This is a genomic window from Anaerolineales bacterium, from assembly GCA_037382465.1.
GTDB lineage: Bacteria > Chloroflexota > Anaerolineae > Anaerolineales > E44-bin32 > WVZH01.
Genome location: JARRPX010000062.1, coordinates 1 through 22,245 on the forward strand (window position 1 = coordinate 1; position 22,245 = coordinate 22,245).

The 22,245-nt window shown below is 59.0% G+C and carries 19 protein-coding genes and 1 tRNA gene; 7 read left to right on the forward strand and 13 right to left on the reverse strand.

Going from position 1 to position 22,245, the window contains the following annotated elements; all coding sequences use genetic code 11:
- The first annotated feature begins 241 nt into the window (after positions 1-241).
- The gene (locus tag P8Z34_13740; GenBank protein ID MEJ2551736.1) at positions 242-487 is read left to right on the forward strand and encodes an OsmC family protein; all 246 of its coding nucleotides are present in this window, start codon (positions 242-244) and stop codon (positions 485-487) included.
- 94 nt (positions 488-581) lie between these two features.
- Complete coding sequence (locus P8Z34_13745) at positions 582-899, forward strand: DUF2148 domain-containing protein (GenBank protein ID MEJ2551737.1); 318 nt, start codon at positions 582-584, stop codon at positions 897-899.
- A 10-nt stretch (positions 900-909) separates the two neighbouring features.
- On the opposite strand, the gene P8Z34_13750 is transcribed toward P8Z34_13745, so the two are convergent.
- The 4 genes from P8Z34_13750 to P8Z34_13765 all read right to left on the reverse strand — a co-directional run bounded on the left by P8Z34_13750 (position 910) and on the right by P8Z34_13765 (position 5,942).
- A complete protein-coding gene (locus P8Z34_13750) occupies positions 910-1,809 on the reverse strand; it encodes an NAD(P)-binding domain-containing protein (GenBank protein ID MEJ2551738.1) in 900 nt (299 codons plus the stop codon).
- Positions 1,810-2,012: 203 nt separating this feature from the next.
- Positions 2,013-2,468, reverse strand: coding sequence for a hypothetical protein (locus P8Z34_13755; GenBank protein ID MEJ2551739.1), 456 nt, complete (start codon positions 2,466-2,468; stop codon positions 2,013-2,015).
- Positions 2,469-2,590: 122 nt separating this feature from the next.
- Complete coding sequence (locus P8Z34_13760; protein MEJ2551740.1) at positions 2,591-4,066, reverse strand: hypothetical protein; 1,476 nt, start codon at positions 4,064-4,066, stop codon at positions 2,591-2,593.
- 103 nt (positions 4,067-4,169) lie between these two features.
- Complete coding sequence (locus tag P8Z34_13765; GenBank protein ID MEJ2551741.1) at positions 4,170-5,942, reverse strand: M1 family metallopeptidase; 1,773 nt, start codon at positions 5,940-5,942, stop codon at positions 4,170-4,172.
- A gap of 220 nt (positions 5,943-6,162) precedes the next feature.
- Between P8Z34_13765 and P8Z34_13770 the strand changes: the two genes are divergently transcribed.
- From P8Z34_13770 to P8Z34_13780, 3 genes are read left to right on the forward strand one after another with little or no spacing between them, the layout of a single operon-like run.
- Positions 6,163-6,534, forward strand: coding sequence for a hypothetical protein (locus P8Z34_13770; protein MEJ2551742.1), 372 nt, complete (start codon positions 6,163-6,165; stop codon positions 6,532-6,534).
- The gene (locus P8Z34_13775; protein ID MEJ2551743.1) at positions 6,531-6,689 is read left to right on the forward strand and encodes a hypothetical protein; all 159 of its coding nucleotides are present in this window, start codon (positions 6,531-6,533) and stop codon (positions 6,687-6,689) included. Before P8Z34_13770 ends, P8Z34_13775 begins: the two co-directional genes overlap by 4 nt.
- A 3-nt stretch (positions 6,690-6,692) precedes the next feature.
- A complete protein-coding gene (locus P8Z34_13780) occupies positions 6,693-7,700 on the forward strand; it encodes a LiaF-related protein (protein MEJ2551744.1) in 1,008 nt (335 codons plus the stop codon).
- A gap of 148 nt (positions 7,701-7,848) precedes the next feature.
- On the opposite strand, the gene P8Z34_13785 is transcribed toward P8Z34_13780, so the two are convergent.
- The 9 genes from P8Z34_13785 to P8Z34_13825 form a co-directional block, all read right to left on the reverse strand.
- The gene (locus P8Z34_13785) at positions 7,849-8,511 is read right to left on the reverse strand and encodes a corrinoid protein (GenBank protein MEJ2551745.1); all 663 of its coding nucleotides are present in this window, start codon (positions 8,509-8,511) and stop codon (positions 7,849-7,851) included.
- 14 nt (positions 8,512-8,525) lie between these two features.
- Entirely contained in the window at positions 8,526-9,995 is a 1,470-nt protein-coding gene (locus P8Z34_13790) for a trimethylamine methyltransferase family protein (GenBank protein MEJ2551746.1), read from the reverse strand.
- Positions 9,996-10,244: 249 nt separating this feature from the next.
- Entirely contained in the window at positions 10,245-10,697 is a 453-nt protein-coding gene (locus P8Z34_13795) for an Hsp20/alpha crystallin family protein (GenBank protein MEJ2551747.1), read from the reverse strand.
- Positions 10,698-10,892: 195 nt separating this feature from the next.
- Positions 10,893-11,966 carry a DUF4340 domain-containing protein gene (locus P8Z34_13800; protein ID MEJ2551748.1) on the reverse strand — a complete coding sequence of 358 codons (1,074 nt, stop codon included), beginning with the start codon at positions 11,964-11,966 and terminating at the stop codon, positions 10,893-10,895.
- Between the two features lie 6 nt (positions 11,967-11,972).
- A complete protein-coding gene (locus P8Z34_13805) occupies positions 11,973-14,864 on the reverse strand; it encodes a Gldg family protein (protein ID MEJ2551749.1) in 2,892 nt (963 codons plus the stop codon).
- Positions 14,865-14,871: 7 nt separating this feature from the next.
- Entirely contained in the window at positions 14,872-15,801 is a 930-nt protein-coding gene (locus tag P8Z34_13810) for an ATP-binding cassette domain-containing protein (protein ID MEJ2551750.1), read from the reverse strand.
- A gap of 215 nt (positions 15,802-16,016) precedes the next feature.
- Positions 16,017-17,624 carry a hypothetical protein gene (locus tag P8Z34_13815; protein MEJ2551751.1) on the reverse strand — a complete coding sequence of 536 codons (1,608 nt, stop codon included), beginning with the start codon at positions 17,622-17,624 and terminating at the stop codon, positions 16,017-16,019.
- Positions 17,621-18,682, reverse strand: coding sequence for a hypothetical protein (locus tag P8Z34_13820; protein MEJ2551752.1), 1,062 nt, complete (start codon positions 18,680-18,682; stop codon positions 17,621-17,623). The genes P8Z34_13815 and P8Z34_13820 overlap by 4 nt, the downstream gene beginning before the upstream one ends.
- An 86-nt stretch (positions 18,683-18,768) precedes the next feature.
- On the reverse strand, positions 18,769-20,325 hold the full coding sequence (locus P8Z34_13825; protein ID MEJ2551753.1) for a hypothetical protein: 1,557 nt from the start codon (positions 20,323-20,325) through the stop codon (positions 18,769-18,771).
- A 163-nt stretch (positions 20,326-20,488) separates the two neighbouring features.
- Between P8Z34_13825 and P8Z34_13830 the strand changes: the two genes are divergently transcribed.
- Both P8Z34_13830 and P8Z34_13835 read left to right on the forward strand, forming a co-directional pair.
- Positions 20,489-20,561: transfer RNA gene (locus tag P8Z34_13830), tRNA-Met, on the forward strand.
- 138 nt (positions 20,562-20,699) lie between these two features.
- Complete coding sequence (locus P8Z34_13835) at positions 20,700-22,172, forward strand: hypothetical protein (GenBank protein MEJ2551754.1); 1,473 nt, start codon at positions 20,700-20,702, stop codon at positions 22,170-22,172.
- Positions 22,173-22,245 lie beyond the last annotated feature (73 nt).

The window sequence follows — 22,245 nt, forward strand, 5'->3', positions numbered from 1 at the left end:
CCCAAGCTAGGGCCGGGATCGGGCGCATCGTGCACAGGTATCGGCAGCTCGCGCAGCAGAGGCTGAGAAGGGGCGACTGGAGAGGGGCGAGGCGATTCGCATCCCGAGGTTTGAAGATATGGCCCCGTGACGCAAAACTGCGGTCCATCAAACGGAGAGCCGCCAGGGCTCGGGTCGCCAACCGGGAGCGCAACGCCCCCGAAACTCCCGAAGTCCCCGAGCCCCTGAAGCGCATCGCTGAGTGGTTGCGATCCTGGAGAAGAAACGCTACGAGCTCCGCAGCGTAGAAGTTCGCGTTCAAGCCTCTCAGGAAGCCGAGCCGCCGCACACGTTCCGCAAAATCCATTTGATTTACGAGGTCGCTGCAGAAGGTCTCAAGCAGAAAGACGCGGAACAGGCGGCGAGTCTTTCTCTGGAGAAATATTGCTCGGTGGCGGCGACCGTGAGCAGCGAAGCTGAAATCACATACGAAGTTGTCGTGAAGTAGCGAAACACAGGACTACCCGGACGTTTTTTTGATTCGAAGAAGAGAACGGTCAATTCTGGAGGTTGAGCATGGAAGGGTTACGAACCGTCGCGTCGTGCTGATCGGCTTGAAGGACGCCGAGACGTTGGGACTGAACTGCGCCGCCTGCGGCGAGGAGATATGTCTGCTGCCGAACACTACGGACGGCGAATTCCAGGGGCCGCAGTGTGCGCTGCGTATTCTCGACATGGGCATCGCCCTTGGTTCGGCGGTCAAGATGGCGGGCTTGATGAACGTCGATAACCGCATCATGTACCGCGTCGGTGTGGTGGCGCGCAAGATCGGAATGATCGATGCCGATTTCGTGATGGGCATCCCGCTCTCGGCGACCGGTAAAAATCCCTATTACGATCGCACCCCGAAACCGAGCTGATCTCGGCGCTTCAACTTTTGCTCGCCGCCAAAGGCTCTCCGGCCATGGCCTCCAGGACGCCGATCACCGCCGAATTGTCCAACTCGCGCATCCCCAATTGAAGCATGGACTCGTAGAGCTGCATGATCCCGGACGTGGCCGGCAGGGGCATGCCGTAGGTTCGAGCCGTGTCCAACACGATTCCCAGGTCCTTGTGCTGCATGTAGGCCTTGAAGCCCGGACGGCGTTCGCCGGCAAACAGGCGTTGAGGTTTGTTGTCCAACGTCCAGCATCCCGCAGCCCCGCCGCGGATCGCCTCCACGACCCGCTGCGGATCCACTCCTGTCTTCTGCGCCAGAAGCAGCAGTTCCCCCATGGCGACCATCTGCGCCGCGACCATGATTTGATTGCAGGCCTTGGCCACCTGCCCTGCGCCGCTATCCCCGACGTACGTTATGGTTTTCCCGATGGCCTTCAAAATCGGCACGACGGTTTCGAACGATTCCCGTTTTCCACCGACCATGATGGCCAACGTGCCGGCCTTGGCGCCGACGTCGCCGCCGGACACCGGTGCGTCCAGGGCATCCACTCCGGCCGCCGCGAAACGCTGGGCGATGTTCCGCGCCGTTTCCGGTTTGATCGTGCTGTTGTCGATGAAGATCATGCCCTCGTGGGCACCCTCGAGAATTCCCTCCGGACCCAGGGCCACCTGCTCGACGTCGGGGGAATCCGGCAGATTGGTGAAAACCACGTCGCTCGCCTGCGCCACTTCATGCGGAGACATCGCCGCCTGCGCTCCAGCCGCGGCCAACTCATCCACAGCGTCCCGGCTGCGGTTGTGCACCGTAAGCGGGTAACCCGCCTCGAGGATGTTACGTGCCATCGGTTTGCCCATCAATCCCAGCCCGATGTAACCGATCCGTTGCTGCATACCCACCTCCAGGATATCGTTCCCTTCAAACAGGATTGTACAGGAAACGTAAAGATGCAACTGGACGGGAGGCGTAGATCGACGATCCATGATTAACCACTCGAGACGCCATACGGCGTCTCGAATTGCATCATCAAGTAACAGCCAAGGACGTCGAACGATCCTGGCCGGTCCGTTTTACGAACGACGAACGATCTGGATACCTATTCCTCGGACTTTGATTCTTCCGCAGGTTCCTCGGTTTCCCCTTCTTCCTTCACACCGCGAAGTGAGGAGGAGGTCTTCTCCAGTTCGGTGTTGATCTTGTCGAGCGCGGATTTCAATCCCGTCCGAGCTTTATCACCGACTTCCCCGCTGCGAACGCGCGCCGCCAGATCGTCGACATCGTCGCGCAGCTTCTGCACCTGAGGTTTCTCACCGATATCCGTGGCGGCCTTCTCGATCGAATCACTCAATTGACGCAGGCCTTCCTTGATGTCCGTGCTGAGCTTCTTGCGCTGATCGCTTTCCCATGCGGCCTCGATCGTCTCTTTCAAGTTATCCCCGAGTCGGCGGAATTCCTGGACGATCTCATTGCTTTTCTTGTCTTCTGCTTTGCCTTCTTCTACTTTCTCTTCCTGTACTTCCTCTTCCATCTTTTCTTCCTTCTTCTTTGCCATTTCGACCTCCCCGAATGATGGTTGTCTTAATGCGTATTGCATCTATTCCACTATACGTAGAGTATAACCGAAGCGTTGCAGCCTGGAACACGATTTACAACGCAATCCACGCTAACTCTTCTTCATAATACGACTTTCGCATCGTGCCCATTTTCTCGACGGATCATGACCAGCAGGAACACGAGCGTTACCACAGCGGCGCCCAGGCCGATCATCAGCGCGCTGACGTACCGCGGGTCAGCCTGCGCGAGCACCGCAGCGCGGATGTCGACCGGTGTGGATGGGAACAATAAATACATGTTCTCTACGCGCCACATGCGCGCGTGCTGCAACAGGTCGTGCGCCGTGACGCCGAGGACGAGCAGCGATGCGATTCGAGTCCCCAGACCCCAACTGCGGGCATGCAGGAAACGTTCGAGGGCGATGCCGGCCAGCACCATCAGGAACACGACGGGCACGATGATGAAGCGCGAGGAAACGCGCTCTGCATCCGCCAGCGGGATGGGCAGCATCGCGATGGGCTGGAAGACTTTCCCCAGCGAGAGTACCGCCATCGCCAACATTGCGCCCATCAAACGCGGGTGATCGGCGGATTCGTCCGTCGAATCCCGCAGGGTCAGATAGATTCCAAAGACAATCAGGATCAGCAGGCCCAGCGTACCGGTGTACGTGTCGGCCTCCCACCAGCCGAAGGCCGAATACATGCCGTTCAGCGCCTGCTCCGGTGGTTTCAAGGTGACGAACGCCGAAAGCATGTCCGTCAGCGAGAAGAAACCCGAGATGAAACTGCGCCCCTCCCCGCCGAACTCCAGCGCCGCGGGAAGAATGCGCGGCAGACTCACCAGCACGCTGAAAAAGATCGCCTTCAGAACCGGCGCCAGATAGCGGCGCGAGGTGAGACCCAACAATAATAAAAACAGCAGGATCCAGTTGACGAAGTGGAAACCTCCGTTCAGGTTGACGCCCAACACCAGCAGCGCCATGAGCGTGACCCACTTCCAGCCTGCTTTCCCTTCGATCAACGTGTAGACCAGCAGCACGAAGTACGGCAGCAGAAAGTAGCTGACCCACATCGAATGGCCGACCGCGACCTGGGCGATGGGATGGCCGTTCAAGCTGAAAAGCAAGAAAACGAACGAGAAGGTAACGGCGGACCAATTGAACTTCCGCCGCAGCAGCAGTAATCCGATGAAGCCGAGCGTGTACAAGAACAGGCTATTGACGAGCACGAACATGCCCGGTTCCATAAATCGCAGCAGGACGATCTGCGGGGAGATGATCGTGTCCGGGATGGCCAGGAAGTTCGGGGTCGAAGCCAGGTCCGACCCGATGGTCAAGGGAAATTTCCCCGCAAGCAGAGCCTGGCGGATGAAGTAATAACGAGGCCCCTCCTGGGTCCAGTCGTGGATGTCGAAGGCGATCCTGCCCCAGTTCAAGAAAAATCCCCAGACTGCGGCGCCAAACAAGTAGAGTCCCGCGTACCAGATGCGGCTAACCCAGCGAGTCGTGCGATCGTGGTCGGTGATGAACAGCGCGACAACGAGGCGCTCGAAAAAAACTCTCGGTCCATCGATCCATTTTCGAATGCCCTTGGACATAATGCGGCCACCTCCCTCCGGCTTTTATGGTTTCAACTACGGTTTAAGAATCTTCGCTTTCAGAGATGCTTCCGGGCGATCTACGCGGCACCCCTGCGCGTACTCACACACCCGCTTCTGTGAGGATGCGTTCCAACAAGCGCACGGTCAGGGGATGATAGCAGTCTCGATAGCGTTCCACGATCGGCCGGACGAGATCGCGCGACCACGCCGTTTCCGCCATCGCCTGCACGATGGGCCGCAAGAATATACCTCGGCCGACATGCTCGATGTAGGCTTCGATTCGGGGCAGAATTTCCTCGTCCCCGCTGCGAACCGCCAGAGCGAGATATTGACTGAGTAACGCATAGTCCCTGCCGGCCGAGAGATCGAAGATCTTTTCGAAATGACGGCTATGCTCCAGGGGAAGCGTCCCCATCACTCGGCGCAGGAACAAATTGACCTGATCCGGATTCCAATTGCGTACTTCATCGCCGGTTGGAAGTTTTCCCTTGCGATAGGCCGCCACGCACGCATCGACCTCATCGATCAATTTCGACTTCGTCTGCGGTGCGTCGTCGGGAAAACCGGGTTTGTATATCCATTTCTTTACGTCCACCGCTTTGACGGCTTCGGGAAGCTGCTGTTTTAAAAACGACAGGAACGCCTCGGTCGAGAGAGATTGGAATTTGAAGCTTTCGATGTACTTGCTGATGAAAGCATCGAAACGTTCCCGTCCGACGGCGTTCTCTAACTTCTCGAGGAACGCCTGGCCTTTGTAGTAGGGGACGGTAGAAAACACATCGTCCGGATCGACGCCGGACATGTCGTAGTTCAATTTGGTGTTCTCCGATTCCATGCCGAAGCGCTGCATGGCGGCGAACATCGACCCGCGCCCCAACTCGATCTTCATCTGCGCATAGTCCCGGCCCTGCAGGACTTCGTCGATCCTCATCTGCACGTAGGTCGTCCAACCCTCGTTCAGCCAAAAATCTTCCCAGGTCGCATTCGTGATCAGATTGCCCGTCCATGAATGCGCCATCTCGTGAGTCACCAGGTGGGTATACGAGCGATTGCCCACGATGACGGTCGGCGTTAGGAACGTCAGACGCGGGTTTTCCATGCCGCCGTATGGAAATGAAGGCGGCATGACGAGAAGATCATAACGCTCCCATTCGTAAGGCCCGAGCATTTTTTCCGCTTCGATCAATTTATCCTCGGTCTCCGCGAATTCCCAGGCTGCATCCTCGACGATCTCTTCTTCAGCGTATATACGGCAGCGCGGCCCCAACTCCCGCGAGCTGAGTTTCCCCACAGCAAGCGCAAACAGATACGAAGGGATGGGCTGGGGCATTTCGAAACGACAGCGGTTTAAATCTCCTTCGGTCTGGATCGTCTGCGGTGCGGCAGCCATCACGGCGATCATCGGGCGCGGCACCACGACTTCGGCGCTGTAGGTGAATCGGATGGAGGGAGAATCCTGGCAGGGGAAAATACTGCGCGCGTTGATCGCCTGGCATTGGCTGAAGAGGTAGGGATGTTCACCGCCTAAAGTCTGCTGCGGACTGAGCCATTGCAGCGCGTCCGCCTGCGGATCGGTTACGAAATCGATCACGAACGAACAGATCCCTTTGAGTCTTTTGAGGTGCAAACGCTGGCCGCGGATCGGATCCTGCTTATCCATCTCCCATTCGATGTCTTTCCCATCGGTGTGAATGCGTACGATCTGCACCTTGCGATTATCGAGGTACAGCGATCCCTTCAGCGATTTATCCAGGTGATATACCGCCTGTCCCTGGATGGTCTTCGACGGGAAATCTACGTTGAGTTTAAAATCGATGTGCTTGATTGTTGCTTGTTGGGGTTTGACGTACGAATGCGGATCATGAGCTGCCATGCTGGACTTCCTCGCAAGAATCGTAGTCGCGGACAGATAGAGAATATCACACAGCACCACAGAAGGTAAATGGTCTTCACGGCACGTATGCATGAGAAGGCAGCCGGGTTTCGTCCATCGGCTCGGTCGGCGCGACGTAAAACACGAATCATACGTAAATAGAAATAGAAAGTGACGTATTCCGCAACACTTGGGATATCATATACGAGAGGAGTTTTTCATGGACAATCGCACGAAACAATACCGATTAAATTCGCTGATCGGTGCAGTCTTGATCGGGCTGGGTGCAATCTTGCTGCTCGGAGAGATCTTCAACGTTCGATTGGGATTTTTCCTGTGGCCCTTCTTTATCATCGTTCCGGGATTGGCCTTTTTCTACTTCATGGCACAAGGCGGGAAGAATGCCGCCCCGCTGGCGATTCCCGGGAGCATCATCACCACGACAGGCTTGCTTCTCCTGTACCAGAGCATCACCAATCACTGGGAAAGCTGGGCGTATGCCTGGGCGTTGATATTCCCCACGTCCGTCGGCATCGGCTTGTACATTTCCGGCCTCAGGGGAGAAATCTCGGCGGGCTGTTCTTCGAGATGATTTTCCACATCAGCGGCGCCAGAACCCATCGGGTCGTCTGGCCGGCAATCCTCATCGTCGCCGGCCTCTACATGGTCGCGGAGCAGCTGGGCCTGATCCCGACGCGGAAAGCATCGGATTCGAGCGAGTTCAAAGAAATTGAGGAAGAGGGATAGAAGATGGAAGAAAAAGAAAGGACATTCCGTTATCGTTCGTTGTTTTGGCCGATCGTATTCATCGGCGTCGGGCTGCTCTGGCTGTTGGCGAATCTCAATCTCATCCCCAGGGAAGGCTGGCTGACGCTGCTCCGATTTTGGCCGATATTCTTGATCGCCATCGGCCTGGATATCATGCTCGGTCGGCAATCGCGGCTCATCGGGGGAGCGATCGGCATCAGCGTCGTCGCCCTGGCGCTCGTGTTGGCACTCGCAGGTCCCCAGATGGGATTTGTCCCCTCGACAAGCGCCACGACGGACGTCATCGCCGAACCGCTGGGCGCCGCCGAAACTGCACAGATCGACCTCGATCTGAGTCTCGGCGAAACCACGATCGAGGCGCTGGAGGATTCCACCAATCTGTTGGAAGCGGAAATCACCCATCTCGGCGACCTGGAATTCTCCGTCCGCGGCGAGCAGGAGAAAATCATCCGCCTGAGCGAACAGGAGCACAATCTGAGTTTCAATTGGTTCGACATCTTCGAGGATCAGAATCTGCGCTGGGACGTCGCCCTGTCGCCTGCGATTCCGTTGAACGTCAGCATCGACGGCGGCGTTGGGGAATCCGGGCTCGACTTCAGCCAACTCGAGATCATCAATCTCCAGATCGACAGCGGCGTGGGCGATATGACCATCACCCTGCCGGCGACCGGTTCGAAATATTCGGTGGACGTTGAGGTCGGCGTCGGGCGTGTGGAACTGCGCCTCGAAGACGGCATCGATGCGGCTCTCGACATCGAAGGCGGTGTCGGTGACACCATCATCGTCGTTCCGCCGGGAGTCGGCGTGAAACTGATCGGTGAAATCGGCGTGGGCAACATCAACGTCCCCGGTTCGTACAGCCACACGAGCACCGATGAAGACCGCGTCGTCGGCGAAAGCGGAGTCTGGGAATCATCGAATTTCGATGACGCCGCGCACAGGATAACGATCACATTCAACGGTGGCGTGGGTAACCTCACCCTGCGTTGAACATCCGCGTAAAAACGAACGATTGGTTCTACCAAAACGAGATGAGTGCCCGGACGAATATCGACCGGGCACTTAATATGCCTTCAATGGCTATGCGCAAATCAGACGCTCGCGTTGTTTATCGTCAAGGAATTCGAGCAATACCTCCCTACTCTGAATCCGGCGTCCGGCCCAGCACCTGCTGCGCCAAACGTACCGCCGCCACGGCGTCTGCGGCGTATCCGTCGGCGCCGATTTCCTGCGCCCAGGCCGCACTGACCGGCGCACCTCCAACCAGAACCTTCACGTCTTCGCGCAACCCCGCCACGGACAACGCTTCGATCACTTCGCGTTGGACGACCATCGTCGTGGTCAACAAGGCAGACAATCCCAGGATGTCGGCGTTCGTATCGCGCACGCAGTCCACAAAGGTCTCGACGGGTACGTCGACGCCCAGGTCGTAAACTTTGAAGCCGTTGGCGGTGAACATCGTGCCCACGAGCGACTTCCCAATTTCGTGGATGTCGCCGTGGACCGTGCCGATGACGACCGTTCCTGCGTTGGCCATATGTTCGTCTCGAGAGAGAAGCTCGGGCTCGAGGATGTCCATCGATTCCTGCATGGCTCGGGCCGCGATGAGAAGATTGGGCAGGAAATATTCTCCGCTGGAGAATTTCTCTCCCGCCTGATCCATCCCCGGCACCAGCCCCCGGTCGATCACCGTCAGCGGTTCCATTCCCGCAGCGAGGGCGTCCCGGGTCAATTTCGCAGCGGCTTCGTAATCCCCGACGAGCACGGCCTGCGTGAGCTGCGTTAGAAGATCATCTGTCATGATTCACTCCTCGTTTACTCTCCAAATATATCGAGCGCAGGCAGCTCAGTCATGCCGAAGCTTTGCGCCGCTTTGGCCGTGATCTGCCGCAATTCCGCGCGCATCTCATCCGTAAGCGCGAGCGGTTTGTAGTCCTTTAAAAGCTGTTCGACTCTCGCAGCCGCACGCTGCGCGGCCGAGTGTTTTCCCGACCGTTCCCAGGCGTCCAGGGATCCTCGATCGACGACCTGAGAGGGGATGTAAAACTCTTCCTTGAACCAGCGCAGAGTCTGCGGATGAGTGAGGTAGTCCGCCCGATGACCCAGTTCGCGCATGACGGACAGCGCCAGCGTTTCTTCGCGCGCTTCGATTCCGGCGAGCAAGCGTTTGGCCATGCCGATGATTTCGGCATCGAGCACCAGTTTTTCGAAGCTCTGGCAGCTCTCGAAGTCCATCATACCCGCGCCGGAAACCATGTTGATGCCTGCCAGCGCAGCCAGGATCGTCCCGCCGGCGGCTTCCATACCCGCCTGCGCATCGACGATCTTGGAGTCGGTCATGCCCAGATAGGCGTGCGTGGGAAGACTCAGCGACTTGCCCACCTGACTGTAGGCGCAGTCGATCATCCAGGTGCCCATGGCGCCCATGGGAGTGGTTCCCGTACGCATGTCGAAGACCGCGGGAGAACCGCCCCACACGATCGGCGCACCCGCGTTTGCCAGTTGGCAAATCACCACGCCGCTCAAACATTCCGCGGCGTGCTGCACGACGGCCCCCGCCAGGGTGACCGGCGCGGTGGCGCCGGCCAACGGCATGGAAACCAGCTCGGCGGGAATGTTGGCTCGAGCGCAGTCGATCAGATTCTGGCAGGTGAGATCGCTCCAGAGCAGCGGGGGAGAGGGGCATACGTCGAAAACCGCAACCGGCTTCTGCGCCAGATCCTTTTCGCCCCCCACCCTGGTTACCAGCAGCTCCCGCATCGTCCACCAGGTATCCTTGCGGAACGCCCCGGTGACGATCGGCTTGCGGATGAAATTCAACGCCAGATAGAGACGGTACAGATCGCCGATTTCCTCCGGCACGTCGGCGCAGATCAGCGCCGTACTCTGGGCATCCAGTTGGGGGAGGACTTCCACCAGTTGTACGAAACGCACGAAGTCTTGCGTCAGCGGTGGACGCTGCGTTTGAGTTTCATGGTCGAGCAGATTGATCGCAGCCGAACCGGGATCGAAATGCACCGCGTCCCCGCCGTAATGCACGGCCGGTCGGCCATCGAAGTCGTACAGGTCGAAGTCGGATGGCGCCGTATCCAGCGCTGTCTGCACCATCTTTTCCGGAATGGCTGCGATTTGCGAATCAAAATCGACCTGCGCGCCGCCTTCCGCCAGTAGCTCCAAGGCTTCTTGATTGTGAACCCGCACGCCGGGATCGAGCAGCAGCGCGTGGGCTTCCTCCAGGATGGTTTGAATCAGATCGTCGCTCAGGATCTTGAACTGTGGGCGCATCACTTCGCTCCTCGATTTCGAAATCGGGTACCGCTGCAGAATCCGTGCGATGCCGGAATGAATCAGCGTAAGAAAACCGGCACACGGCAATGACCGCATTATATCCCAGGTTCAAGGCCTACCGCACTGCGTGTACGCCGCAAAGTGAACCCCGGCACCTCGCCTACAAACATCGCTCCTCAAACCCGTTAAAAGCGCAGAGCCCGAGCTGACTCGGGCCCTGCCTCATCAATCGTGGGTCGATTGAAATTACTTTGCCTTGACGGACTTTACGGAGATCATCTTGGGTTTCTCGGCTTCAGATTTCGGCAGCGTGATGGTAAGCACGCCGTCCTCGAAATCCGCCTTTGCCTTGTCGGCGTCCACGCCGACCGGCAAGGTGATGCTGCGGGAGAAACTACCCATGCGGCGCTCGCGCACGAAATAATCACGATCCTTTTCCTCGTGCTCGGACTCGGTCTCTCCGCTGATGCTCAGGGTGTCACCCGTGACCGAAATCTGGATGTCCTCCGGTTTCAATCCCGGCACGGTTGCCTTGACGTGCACTTCCTCGTCCGTTTGATAGACGTCAATGGGGATCAATGTGGTGTGACCATTCGTCTCGAACACCGGAGTGTAGAAAGACTGATCCATCAAACGATCGAGCATGTTGTGCATGCTGCGCATTTCCCGAAAAGGCTGCCAACGTGTAAGTTCTGTCATTGCTACACCTCCCAATCGTTATTGGTACAGATTTTCTTTCAATTTTCATCATACGCCCGGAAGGTTAGATGAACATCAACGAAAGGTTAGAAAAATGTCAACAAGGTGTCCGTCCGTGACACAAACTCATCAAACGAAAAACGAGGGCGCCTTCATGCCCTCGTCTCGTTACCCATTCATTTTATAAAGTGGAAATCACTCGCCGCTCGTCGCTCCGGGTGTGGGCGGCGCCTCCAACGTGGGTGTGGCTTCCGCGGTAGCTTCTCCTGTGCCGGGCGTCCCCTCACCTTCCGCGGGGACCTCCTCGGTCACCACCTCGGGTGTGGCGGTGGGCAGCAGCTGGACGAAATCATCGCGCGTATTTTCGACCAAAGACTGTGCAGCGAACTCGGAGACACGCACGTAGTACGGCGACTCAGACGAGCTCACCACGTAGCTGCTGCTTTCCTCATCGTATGCGCCCACGTGTAGCGTGATCGTGTTGTCCGCCGTTTCGATCATCAGCGTGGCCAGCGGTTCGGCCAGCCCGAAGGCAGCCTCATCTTCCAAACCCAAGGGTTCCGTCATGTTGATCGATGCGGCCCGGGTTTCGAGATTCGACATCGCCGAGGCGTTGAGCTGCTCGCCCTCCGCCAGGCCGACGAGGTTCCAGTTCCCTTCCTCGTCCTTCTCGAATTCGAAAGTGCCGTTGGCGTTCTTGAGACGAATCGATTGGATCTCTTCCCGCGGTACGCTGAGATAGACCGTGTCGACCCAGGAGGCGGCGTCGGCGTTTGCCTGATGCGCCGCGATGGCATCGGTGAGATAGATATCGAGGTCCCCCTCCAGGCGCACGTGTGCGCTGCCGAAGCTGGGCGCAGAACCGAGGTAGATCGTGCGCAGCGTCGCCGCCGCGGAAGACAACACGATCTTGCGCTCGAATTCGTCCGCGGCCACCTTCAAACGCCGCTGGCTGGATTCGGTTTGGGCGATCAGCCGGCTGGTATCGATGGCCAACAGCCCGTCGATCAACGTGTCGACCTTGTCGCTGAGGACCGGATAATCGTCGATGTCGGGAAGCACCCAGCCGGCTTCGGTGCGGGCGAGCGTGATTGCGTCCCCATCTCCGTCCTCGATGAAAATCTGCTGAACTTCATCGGCGGACAAGTCCGGCAGCAGCGGTTCGCCGCTTTCGGGCGCGGCTGCGGATCGCGGCCAGAAGACGACGCCCGTCAACGCGATCTGGAGTACCAAGAGTATGCTGAGTATCTGTATATTCTTTTTCATCATTCAACCTCAGTCCTTTGATCGCCGGGAAGACTTGGTGAGGGTCTCCTTGAACGAGAACATCGGTTCTTCGTGCGTTCTCCTGTGGTTCCACACTACGCCGATGCCGAGTAGCGCAATCAATGCGATGCCGTAATTCAATCCCTCCCACAGCGACTGTTCGCCCTCGACCATGGGCTCCAGCACGCGAACCTGCATGCCGCGGGCGCGGATATCCAGCAAATCCAGATCCTCCACGCTCCAATCCACAGCGTTTTGGACGAATTGAAGATTGTTGCGGTAGCGCTCGCCGGACATGTCGCTGGAAAGGCCCAGAACGGCGTCATCGAGGAACTCGCTGCTGCCGACGACCACCAGGCGTGCGGATTCGGCGGAGGTATCGATGCGCGTGACAACGCCCTGCGGCTCCCCCTCCTCCGTGCCCGTGTCCTGTGTTATGGGAACCGGCTGGTCCTTGAAGTAGCTATCGAACACCCCGGCGACTGAAACGGCCAGCGGATAGGATTGCTGATCTTCCCCGACCCCAAATCCGTTATCCGGGTAGAAGTCGAAGTTCGGCTGGATAATCGTGTCGTATTTCAACCAAGAACGCCGGCTGGATTGCAGCAGTACGTGCACGTCCCTCTCGGCGTTTACTTCTTCGGCCACCGTGATTGGAGAAGTCCAATGCACCGTGATGGCGGGCAAATTGGAGACGATGGGACTGTCGGTGTCCATGCCGTCCTGGCGCACGTCGACGAAGAAGGGGTAATCGATGAGCTGGATTTCCTGCACCGTCATGCCCCCGACGTTCCGCATCACCGGGACGGGGAAAGGCTCGTTCTGCGGATCCATCACCAGGGACGGCTCGACCGTGATGCCGAAGCTTGCCAGCCAATCGTGCAGCGTACCGCTGAGTGGCACCAGCCCGAGACCCCCCGACATCTGGTCCACCTGAATCCCGTAGAGTCCCGCGGCCACGATCACCGAACCGCCGCGCATCAGGAACTGATCGACGGCAAAGACCCCCACATCGCTGAGATTCTGCGGACCGACCAATACCAGCACTTCGATATCCGTCGGAACGCTGCCGCTGGAAAGGTCGACGGACTGCACTTCGTAGTCCTGACGCAGCTGCGTGCTGATCATGTTCCACGTTGAAATCGGATTCTGCGTGTTGCCAAACATGTCCTGCGTGGGAATCGCCGGCGGAACCCAGAGGCCGACCACCTTCAAGAACCCCGGCGAGGCGCGTTTGAGCGCCGATTCGATGTTGGCGCGGATATCGCCTTCCGTCATGTCCATGGTCGGATAGATGATTTCGACTTCATCGCCGACTTCCAGAACCATGTAGTAATAGAAAACCTCGTCGGAAAAGAGTTCCACGGCAATCGGCTGCAGTCCGTAACGATCGTACAAATCCTGCTGGGTGACCGTGGTATCCGTATCCATGTTGACCACGCGGTATTCGAATTTTCCAGGAGACTGCTCTTCGATCTCTCCGGCAACCGTCTGGACGGTGCTGATGCTGTCCCGCAGATCTTCGGGGACGGTGCTCGGCGTCACATACAGCGTCAGAGTCGCCGGTTCGCTCATGGCGGCCAGCACGGCGTCGACGCTTTGAAAACCGTACACCACTTTCTTGATCGAACGGGTGAGATCGTATTCGAGATTGCGCAGATGGACGTCGAGCGTGTTGTCCGGTAGGGTCTCCACCTCGATCAGGTCGCCGTAATTCAGGACCACACTTTGATCTCCGTAGCGCATGAGGATGTTGAAGTAGGAGTTAATCACCGAAGCCTCGTAGCGTCCGGAAATCTGGAACGGGGTCGGCCGGATGCCGTAGGTCTGGTTGGCTTCGGCTTCGATATCCGGATCCGTTGCCGGATCGACGATGTCCACTTCAAGCTTACCGCCTGCGGCGATTTGATATTCGCGCAGCATGTCGCGTATCTGGGGGATCAGCGGCGCGAGCAGCGGATGCGTTTTCTCGCTGAAGTAGCCGCGTATCAGCAGCGGTTCCTGCAGATCGGCCAACAGATCACGCGTCGCCTGCGAGAGACTGTACTCTTTTTGTTCGGTGAGATCGAGGCGGGCGCCCCGCAGAGGGTACATCCACACGTTGACGAAGACCAGATTGACGACCACCAGCGCGGTGACCAGGTTGGCGTTCTTGCGATGCTCGAGCGTCCTCGAACCCGTGCTCCAACGGATGCGATCGAGCGAAGCGACGTTGAGGACCAGGAACACGCCGGTCAACGAGAGGTAGTACACCAGGTCGCGCAGGTCGATCACACCTCGTTCGATGCTTTCGAAGCGGCTGCTTGTGGCGATCGATTTCACCAACTCCGCCGACGCATCCGGCAGCAGGTCCGTGATCCCGCTCGAACCCAGCAGGTAGAAGACTCCGCAGATCAAAACCGTCGCCATCAGCGCCACGATCTGGTTATCGGTACGGGAGGAGACGAACAGGCCGATCGCGGTGTAGCTGCAGGCCAGCAGGATGGCGGCCAGATATCCACCGGCCACCGGCCCCCAATCCAGATCGCCGAGCAAGGCGACGGTGATGGGCAAGGTGAGCGTCAAAACCAGGGCCACGACCACCAGGGTCACCACGGCCAGGAATTTACCGATCACGAGCTGGATGTGGGAGACGGGCAGTGTGAGCAGAATCTCCAGCGTGCCCGAGCGCTGCTCCTCGCTCCACTGGCGCATGGTCAGCGCCGCGACGAGGATGATCATCAAAAGCGGCATGGAGCGGAAAAGCGGCCGTACGTCGGCGATGCCGCGGGCGAAGAATGCGTCCACCCAGAAGAACGAAAACAGCGCAGCCGCCAGGAAGAACCCGACGAAGATCAGCGCCATCGGCGAGCCGAAGTAGCCGCTCAGTTCTTTTCGTAGAATTGAATAAATCTGTCTCATGTCAACCTCACCCCGTCGTCGCTAGTTCGTTGAAAACCGTTTCGAGTGTCTGCCGGTCGGGGCGCAGTTCGCGCAGCGGCCAATCCTCATGACGCGCCAGCTGGAAGATCGCCGGGCAGAGATCGGCGGCTTCCTTACCCGATTGGCTGTGTATGTAGTACTGCGTGTGCCCGTCCTGGTTTCTCGTGACTTCCAGATCCTGGACGTTCGCCAGCCCTCTCAGGGACTCTTGCGCGCCTTTGACTCTTTTATCGAGCACCAACACAACGTTCGAAGTCGCCGCCAATTCGGAGAGCCGCGCATCGGCCCGGATCTCGCCGTTGATCAGGATGATGACCCGATCGCACAACGCCTCCACCTCGGAAAGGATGTGGGTGGAGAAGAGGATCGTGCTCTCCTTGGACAGACGGCGGATCAACGAACGCACTTCGACCATCTGCGTCGGATCCAGCCCGATCGTGGGTTCGTCCAGGATCAGGATTGGAGGATGATGCAGGATTGCCTGGGCCAATCCCACCCGCTGACGCAAGCCCTTGCTCAACTGGCCGATGGGCCGCACGATGTAATCCTGCAGGCCGGTGGCCTGAATCGCATCGCGCATGCGATCCGCTTTCTCCGTCTCCGGGATCTGGCGCAGATCGGCCATCATCTGCAGGTAGGACTGGACGCTGAGTTCCGGATAGAGCGGTGCGCTTTCGGGAAGGTAGCCGATGCGAGCCTGGACTTCCTGCGGCTTTTCGAGCACGTCGATGCCGTCGATCGTGGCATCACCTTCGTCCGGCTGCAGGTAGCCCGTGAGGATCTTGATCATCGTCGTTTTCCCGGCTCCGTTGGGACCCAGCAAGCCGACGTTTTCGCCGTTGGCAATTTTGTAGGACGCTTTTCGCAAAGCCTCGATGCTGTCGTACGATTTACTCACGTTCTTTACTTCGATCATGGATGCTCCTTACCCTCCGTGGAAGCTGAAGGGATTCGACGAAAAAGCTCGTGGTCGCGGGTGGAAGATAAACGTCCACCTGGAGATTTGACCGGCGACCAAAAATAAATTCTACCCCAACTCTCCAACATTGGAGAAGAACATACAATTCTTTCACACGTGACGCTGCGCCCAGCGAATCTCGCACGAGTCGAAACGCATCGCCAGCCACCCATTCAATCCTGAACTCGATCGGTCACCTCGATGAAGTCGTAGGGATGGCTGGCGGTGGAAAAATAATTTTGATCGGCCAGCAGTTCGTATTGCGCGCTGAAATATAGATCGAAGATCACCCGGAACGAGTTGACCGGCGTGATCGAAGGATAGATTGCATCCGATACGTTCCCCGGTAGGTAATAGGCATTGAGGATCGACATACGTTCGCGCAGTAGCGAATCGTCCGCAGATTCCCAGATCAGCTGGGAGCCGGGTCCGTGATCGGATTGCAGGATAATGACAGGCGGCGTGCTGGAAGCCTCCAGGATCTGCGTGATCATTCGTTCGGCCAGCTTGTTGACGTAGATCACTTGATTCAGGTACCCTTCGACATACTCGGGCGTGCCGACGTAGAAATCGCCGTCGGCCATGGAATAACCGCGGGTGTTGTAGACTTCTTCGCCGTTCGGTCCGAAGACGAACGGGGGATGCGGCGCCACGATGTGCGCCATGACGAAGTAATCGCCCTCCATGGCGGCGATATCCGGTAAATGCTCGAAGGTGTACAGGATGCGGTTGCGGTGCAGTTGATAGGCGGGATCGATGACCGCCTGCTGGATGCTTTCCTGCCGGATGGTGTAGAGATCCAGCGCCGCCCGTATCGCGGTGGATTCGATCAGCTGGCTTTCAAATGCGTTGACGCTGGCCTCCAGGAAGAAGGGTGAGGCCTGGCCGACGGGCACGTCGTAGGAGGTCATAAACAGATCGGCGTCGCGCATCTCCAGCATGCCATAACCATGTTCGAAGGCCACGATCTGATAGCCGAGTGCTTCGAAATTACGCCGCACCGCGCTGGCGCTGTACAAAGCACCCAGCGGTTGGACGTTCGTCGAGCGGGCGCCGATCTGCGCCGCAAGATCATCGAGGTATTTCATGTTTAACGCCGAACTCATAGAGAGGTGCGTCTGCATGTAATTGCTCGTGCTCTTGCCGGCTACGGTAAATCCCCGATCGCGCAGAAAATCAAGGAATTCCGAATTGTCGAAGCCGTACAGCTCCGCCAGAATATCCGCCCGGGCGTAGCCGTCGAGAATGATGTAGTACACGTCCGGGTTGCCTGCGGCGGCCGAGATCTGCGGGCTTGCACTCGGCTCTTCCGCCTCGAGGAAGCGGTTGGCGTAATTCGCCTGCAGCCCAAACCCGACGGTGGAGATGAGTGGGAATATCAGGATCACCCCGCTGACGACGTTGAAGAAGCGGTTCACGCTGCGGCGGCGTTCCTTCGAGCGCATCAAGATCCAGGACAAGCCCACCAGCAGGAGTATGGAAAGCGGCAGCAGGTAGCGGTGCCGGCCGACGACTCGGCCGAAGGCAAAGGTCTTGATCCAGGAATAGAAATGCCCGTAGGAGAAAAAGAGGATCAAGGCCAACGTGGTCACGATCGCCGCCCTGCCCCAATCACGAAATAATAAACGCATCAACACCAGCAGCAGCCCTGCGGTGAGCACGCAGACGAGCAAGGCACGGCGCACGTCGGTGAAGGCGACCTGGCCGAGATTGTTGGCGTACATCGCCAGCACGGCGTAAGCGGCGAACAGCAGGGGATGGAAAGCGACGACTTTCTTCATACTTGGGCATCACCGATCGACGCAGCCGGTGGAGCCTCACCCGGGCGAACCTGCTCACGGCGTACGAAGGCGCCCGGCAGGAAGACGAGTACGTACGGCACGAGGAACAACCGCGCTTCCGAGGCGACGCCCATGAAGAGGTGGATCACCACCCAGACGGGCAGCATGAGCCACAGAATACGCACGAGCAGCGGAGGCCATTCTTTGATTCGCAGCAGGGCGATGACGGGGACGGCGGAAAACGTGGCAAACAAGTAGAAATAGGTGTCGACGCTGGTGAGGTTGCGCACGAACAAATCCCAGCCCGGGACGGCGATCTCCAGAAACGGCCTGGGACCGTAGATCAGACGCACCGTGACGATGATCACGACCATCAAGGCGAGCGAAGCCGCACCGACGATGGCGTGTTCCCGTTCGATCGAAATCCTGGGCCGTATGCGCAGTCCCGCCGCAAAAACGATGAAAGGAATGAATAGCGATGTTTCCCGGTTGAAAGCCGCCAGGATGGCGAGCGGAACAATCCAGCGCAGCGAGCCGCGCAGCAGGAGATAGACAGCGAGGACGTAGAAAAGGATGTCGAAGTAGGTGTCGAAGCCGAGATGACTCTGGAATCCCGAATAGGTGAAACTCCAGGCCAGGATCACCAGGGCGATCGCCGTGTGCGAGCGTTTGATCGCCAGGCGCCGCAGAAAGCCGGCGGCGGCGACGAAGATCAGGAAATTCTGCAGCAGGCGCAGCGCAAAGAACACCTTGGCGTAGGAAGCCGCGAAACCCAAACCCTTGATGATCTCGCGCACGCCTTCGATCAGATAAGGCACGAAGATGCGGTACTGCCAGGGATCGACCGACGTGCCCTCCACGACCCAGCGTTGAAAGCGCAGCTGCTCCTCCCAGATGAATTCTTCACCGACGCGGTGAAAAACCTGGTCGTACACGGTGAAAAGGGAAAGCGCCGCAGCGAGCAGAATCAGCCCAACCCACCAGGAGCGCTCCGGACTGGTGAGGAAGGCAGAAAGCTTGTTGCTCGCTTTGGAAGGCGTTGGGGTTGGATTTTGCATGCGTACAACTCCTTGGCATTACCGGCGCACACCAAAAAAAGTCGGGTGAACGATTCCTGCGGACGTCGATCCGCCGGGTCAGCCGGTCATTTGATACCGCTCGAGGCGGCATAAACTCGGGTATCGTCGAAGACCGAAACCAGCTCGAATCCGGCCGTGATCTCCCCAAGGGTAGGCATCCCGGCGCGTAAGCGACCGGCGTGAAAGACGATCAAATAGCCATCCGTCGCGGACAGCCGTTCCCGCATCGTCTGCATGGATTCCTCGTAGTAGTCGCGCAGCTCCGCCTTCACCGGATCGGTCTTCTCGGGGATGGCGTAGGCGCGCTGCGGGGTGAGGAAGTCGATTGCCGACTTCTCGTTGCTGTAGATCGTCGCCTTCCCGGGCAGAGAGTCCACCCAGGCTATGGTTTCCGATTCCTGCCAGGCCCGGCTGGTGAAACCGATGCCCTCTTCCCGCAGCGTGGTCAACTGCCGCCATGCCCCGGGCGCCTGAACCACGGCAAGTAGGACGAGCATGATCGCAGCCAGCGCCGTCCAGGCGCGATGTCCGGCAAGCGTTTGATGCGTCGCCAGCACGACCAGGAGCAGGAAGACCACGTACAGCGGCGAGAGGATGCGGTCATCGAATGGCGTCGAGGCGTCGAAGAACGTCACCGAAAAGGCCAGCGAGGCGAGATAGAGCAGCGCAAACAGGACGGCCGTCCCGCTGAAAACGAAGACCGGATCGGGTGCGGATCTGCGCCGTTTCCACGATCGGTAGGGCAGCATCCCCAGCAGTGCGGCGAAACCCAGCAGGATGAGAATCGTCCCCGCCGCGGTCAAACGGAAAGGCGATACCCAGCCTACCACGGTGGCGATGAACTGTTTGAGCTTGGCCGGCTGCGGCGGGTGGAAAATCAACGTGCGGTTGGTCAGCGAACCGGTGAGGATGAGGTTGCGCGCCATCCACAACGCCATGGGCACGAAGGCGGCCAGGCCGAAGACGATCGCCTCCTGCAAACGTTTGCGCAGCGGGCGCGACCCGAGCAGCAGCAGACTCAACGCGCCGGTTCCCAGCACGACCAGCCCGATGTAGCGCGTGAGGTAGCTCAGTGCCGCCAGCACGATAGCGAAGTAGAACGCACGGCGCTCACCGGTCGTAAGGTAGAGGGTCAGCGCGGCCAGGCAGGCGACTGCGGTCAGCAGAAACAGCGGTTCGGACATGGCCAGCAGGTGCACGCCGAGGAGCACCGAGGAAATCAGCGCCAGGGCGGCGGTCAGGACGCCCAGCCACAGACGGCGCGTGATGCGGAAGATGACCCAGCCCAGCAGTGCGACGTTGGCGCCGTAGAACAGCGCGGCGAGTATGCGGGCAACGCTGCTGGACCCCGCGCCCAACGCGATTCCGGGCACGAGCGTCAGCGGGTAGAGCGGCGCGAAGTGCGTCAGCGGGCGCAGTGTCCCACCATCGGCGAACCACGACAGCCCCACCCCATTCACGAAATTCTCGGCCGAGGAGAGATAGAAGACCGAATCGTGGTACACGCCGATGCCCCAGGGAGAATTGAGCCACAGGAGTACGGCGGCCAACAGATAGAATGCGCCGAAGACGAGCCGTGCGGTGCCTGATTTGCGTACTGGCGTATCGGGTTCCGGAATCATGTTCGCTTCCAAGTGTGACGGAATATCTACAGAAGAGTCACGGGCACGAAAATTATTGTAGTACCTCGACGGCATAAATCAAGGCATCGCGGACGAATTGCTTCGATCGAGGCGCGAACCTTGCAAGCCGCACCGTTCTTGATTAGAATTCAGACGCAGCCACGGCGACGTAGCTCAGCTGGTAGAGCAGGGGACTCATAAGCCTCGTGTCGGCAGTTCGAGTCTGCCCGTCGCCACAGAACGAGCTGAAGACCTGAAAGGTTACCCGGACCTTTCAGGTTTTTTCTTTCCCTTTTTTAGTCCCAGCGGCTGATTGCCCCGGATTTGTGGAAATGCTTTAATCCACATCCATGATTCGTATTTGGAGGCCCGCGATGAAGCTCAGAAGAATTCAACACAGCGCAATGCTGCTGGTCATCGTTCTAATCTTGAGTGTGGTCAGCAGTTCGTGCAACGCCCCGATCCCCACCGTTTCTACCGTCGATGATTCCTCTCCCATCGAAGCACCGGACGACGAGGGAAGCGAGAGCGTCATCCGTGACAGCGGACCCGTGCCCGCCAACCGCCTGATGCCCGAGCATTTCGTCTACCAGGGCGCCTTCCGCCTGCCGGACGACTTCGCCTGGGGCGCGCTGGGCCTTTCGTATCATCCCGGCGGTGATGGTGGCTCGGGATCGTTGTTCGTCACCGGCTTCCAGGGATTGCTCGACGGCAATTTCGAACCTTGCTACGAAGGCAGCACGGGCTGTGAGGCCTACTTCGCCGAGGTCGCCATCCCCGCGCCGGGCAGCGACTCCGACTGGGAGGCGCTGCCCACGGCCGAGTTCCTGCAGGGCATGGCGGTCTTCGACGGCGGCCTGGTTCAGACGGTGCACGAGGCCTACAGCTTCGTCAGCGGTATCGCCTACGTGCCGGCGCAGGGTTCGCAATCGAGCGACAAGCTCTACGGTTCGTTGGACGAATGGTATCCGGAAGGCAGCTTCGGCGACGCATCCTTCCCCACGGTCTGGTTCAGCGATCTGGACGGCTCGAATGCCCGGGGCATGTTCCACGTCGGACCGGATCAACCGCCTTTCCACGGGATCAAGATGGGTTCGTATTTGTTCACCGTGCCCCAATCCTACGCCGACCTGTATTTAGGTGGGCGCACGCTGGTCACCGGGCGCGCCCGCGGCACCGCGCCGCCGGATTCGCCGGGACTCGACGGTGAGGGCAGCGTCGCCGGCGGTTCGCAGGGACCCACGCTGATCGCATTTCGCGCCTGGGACAGCGACGATCCCGGCGGAGATCTGGACGCCCTGCCCATGCTGTATTACCGCGTGAAATATCCCGGCTGCGCCGGGCCGGACATCGGCGTTGGCGGCGAGCCCACGGACTGCGATTTCCCCGGTTTCAGCATGTGCGACGATTGGACCGGCGCGGCTTTCGTTCAAGCGGGCGACCGGGCTGCGATCGCCGTCGTAGGGCTGAAGGGCAGCACCAACTGCTACTACTGCGGCGATACGGTGGATGACTCGGAATGCGAAGCCGAGCCGCTGCCCGGCGAATGCGACCTGTACTGCAACGAGAGCCGCGGCTACCACTGCGGCCCGTATTCCCGCCAGGTGCTGTTCTACGACACCGGGGAGCTGGGACGGGTCGCCCTGGGCGAAGCCGATCCCTGGAGCGTGCTGCCCTACGCCGTGTGGCAGCCGGAGCAGCTCTACCTGCCCAATCCCTGCTGCTGGAACATGGGCGGCATGGCCTTCGACGCTGAAGGCGGCCGCCTGTTTATCACCGAGCGCGGCCTGGGCGAAGGCGAGCTGAACGCCGCCGTGGTGCATGTGTGGATGGTAAGTGCCGATTAACTGTAGGGGCGATCCCCTGTGAACGCCCATTTCACGGGCAACCACGGGGGGTTGCCCCTACAATTTCACTACA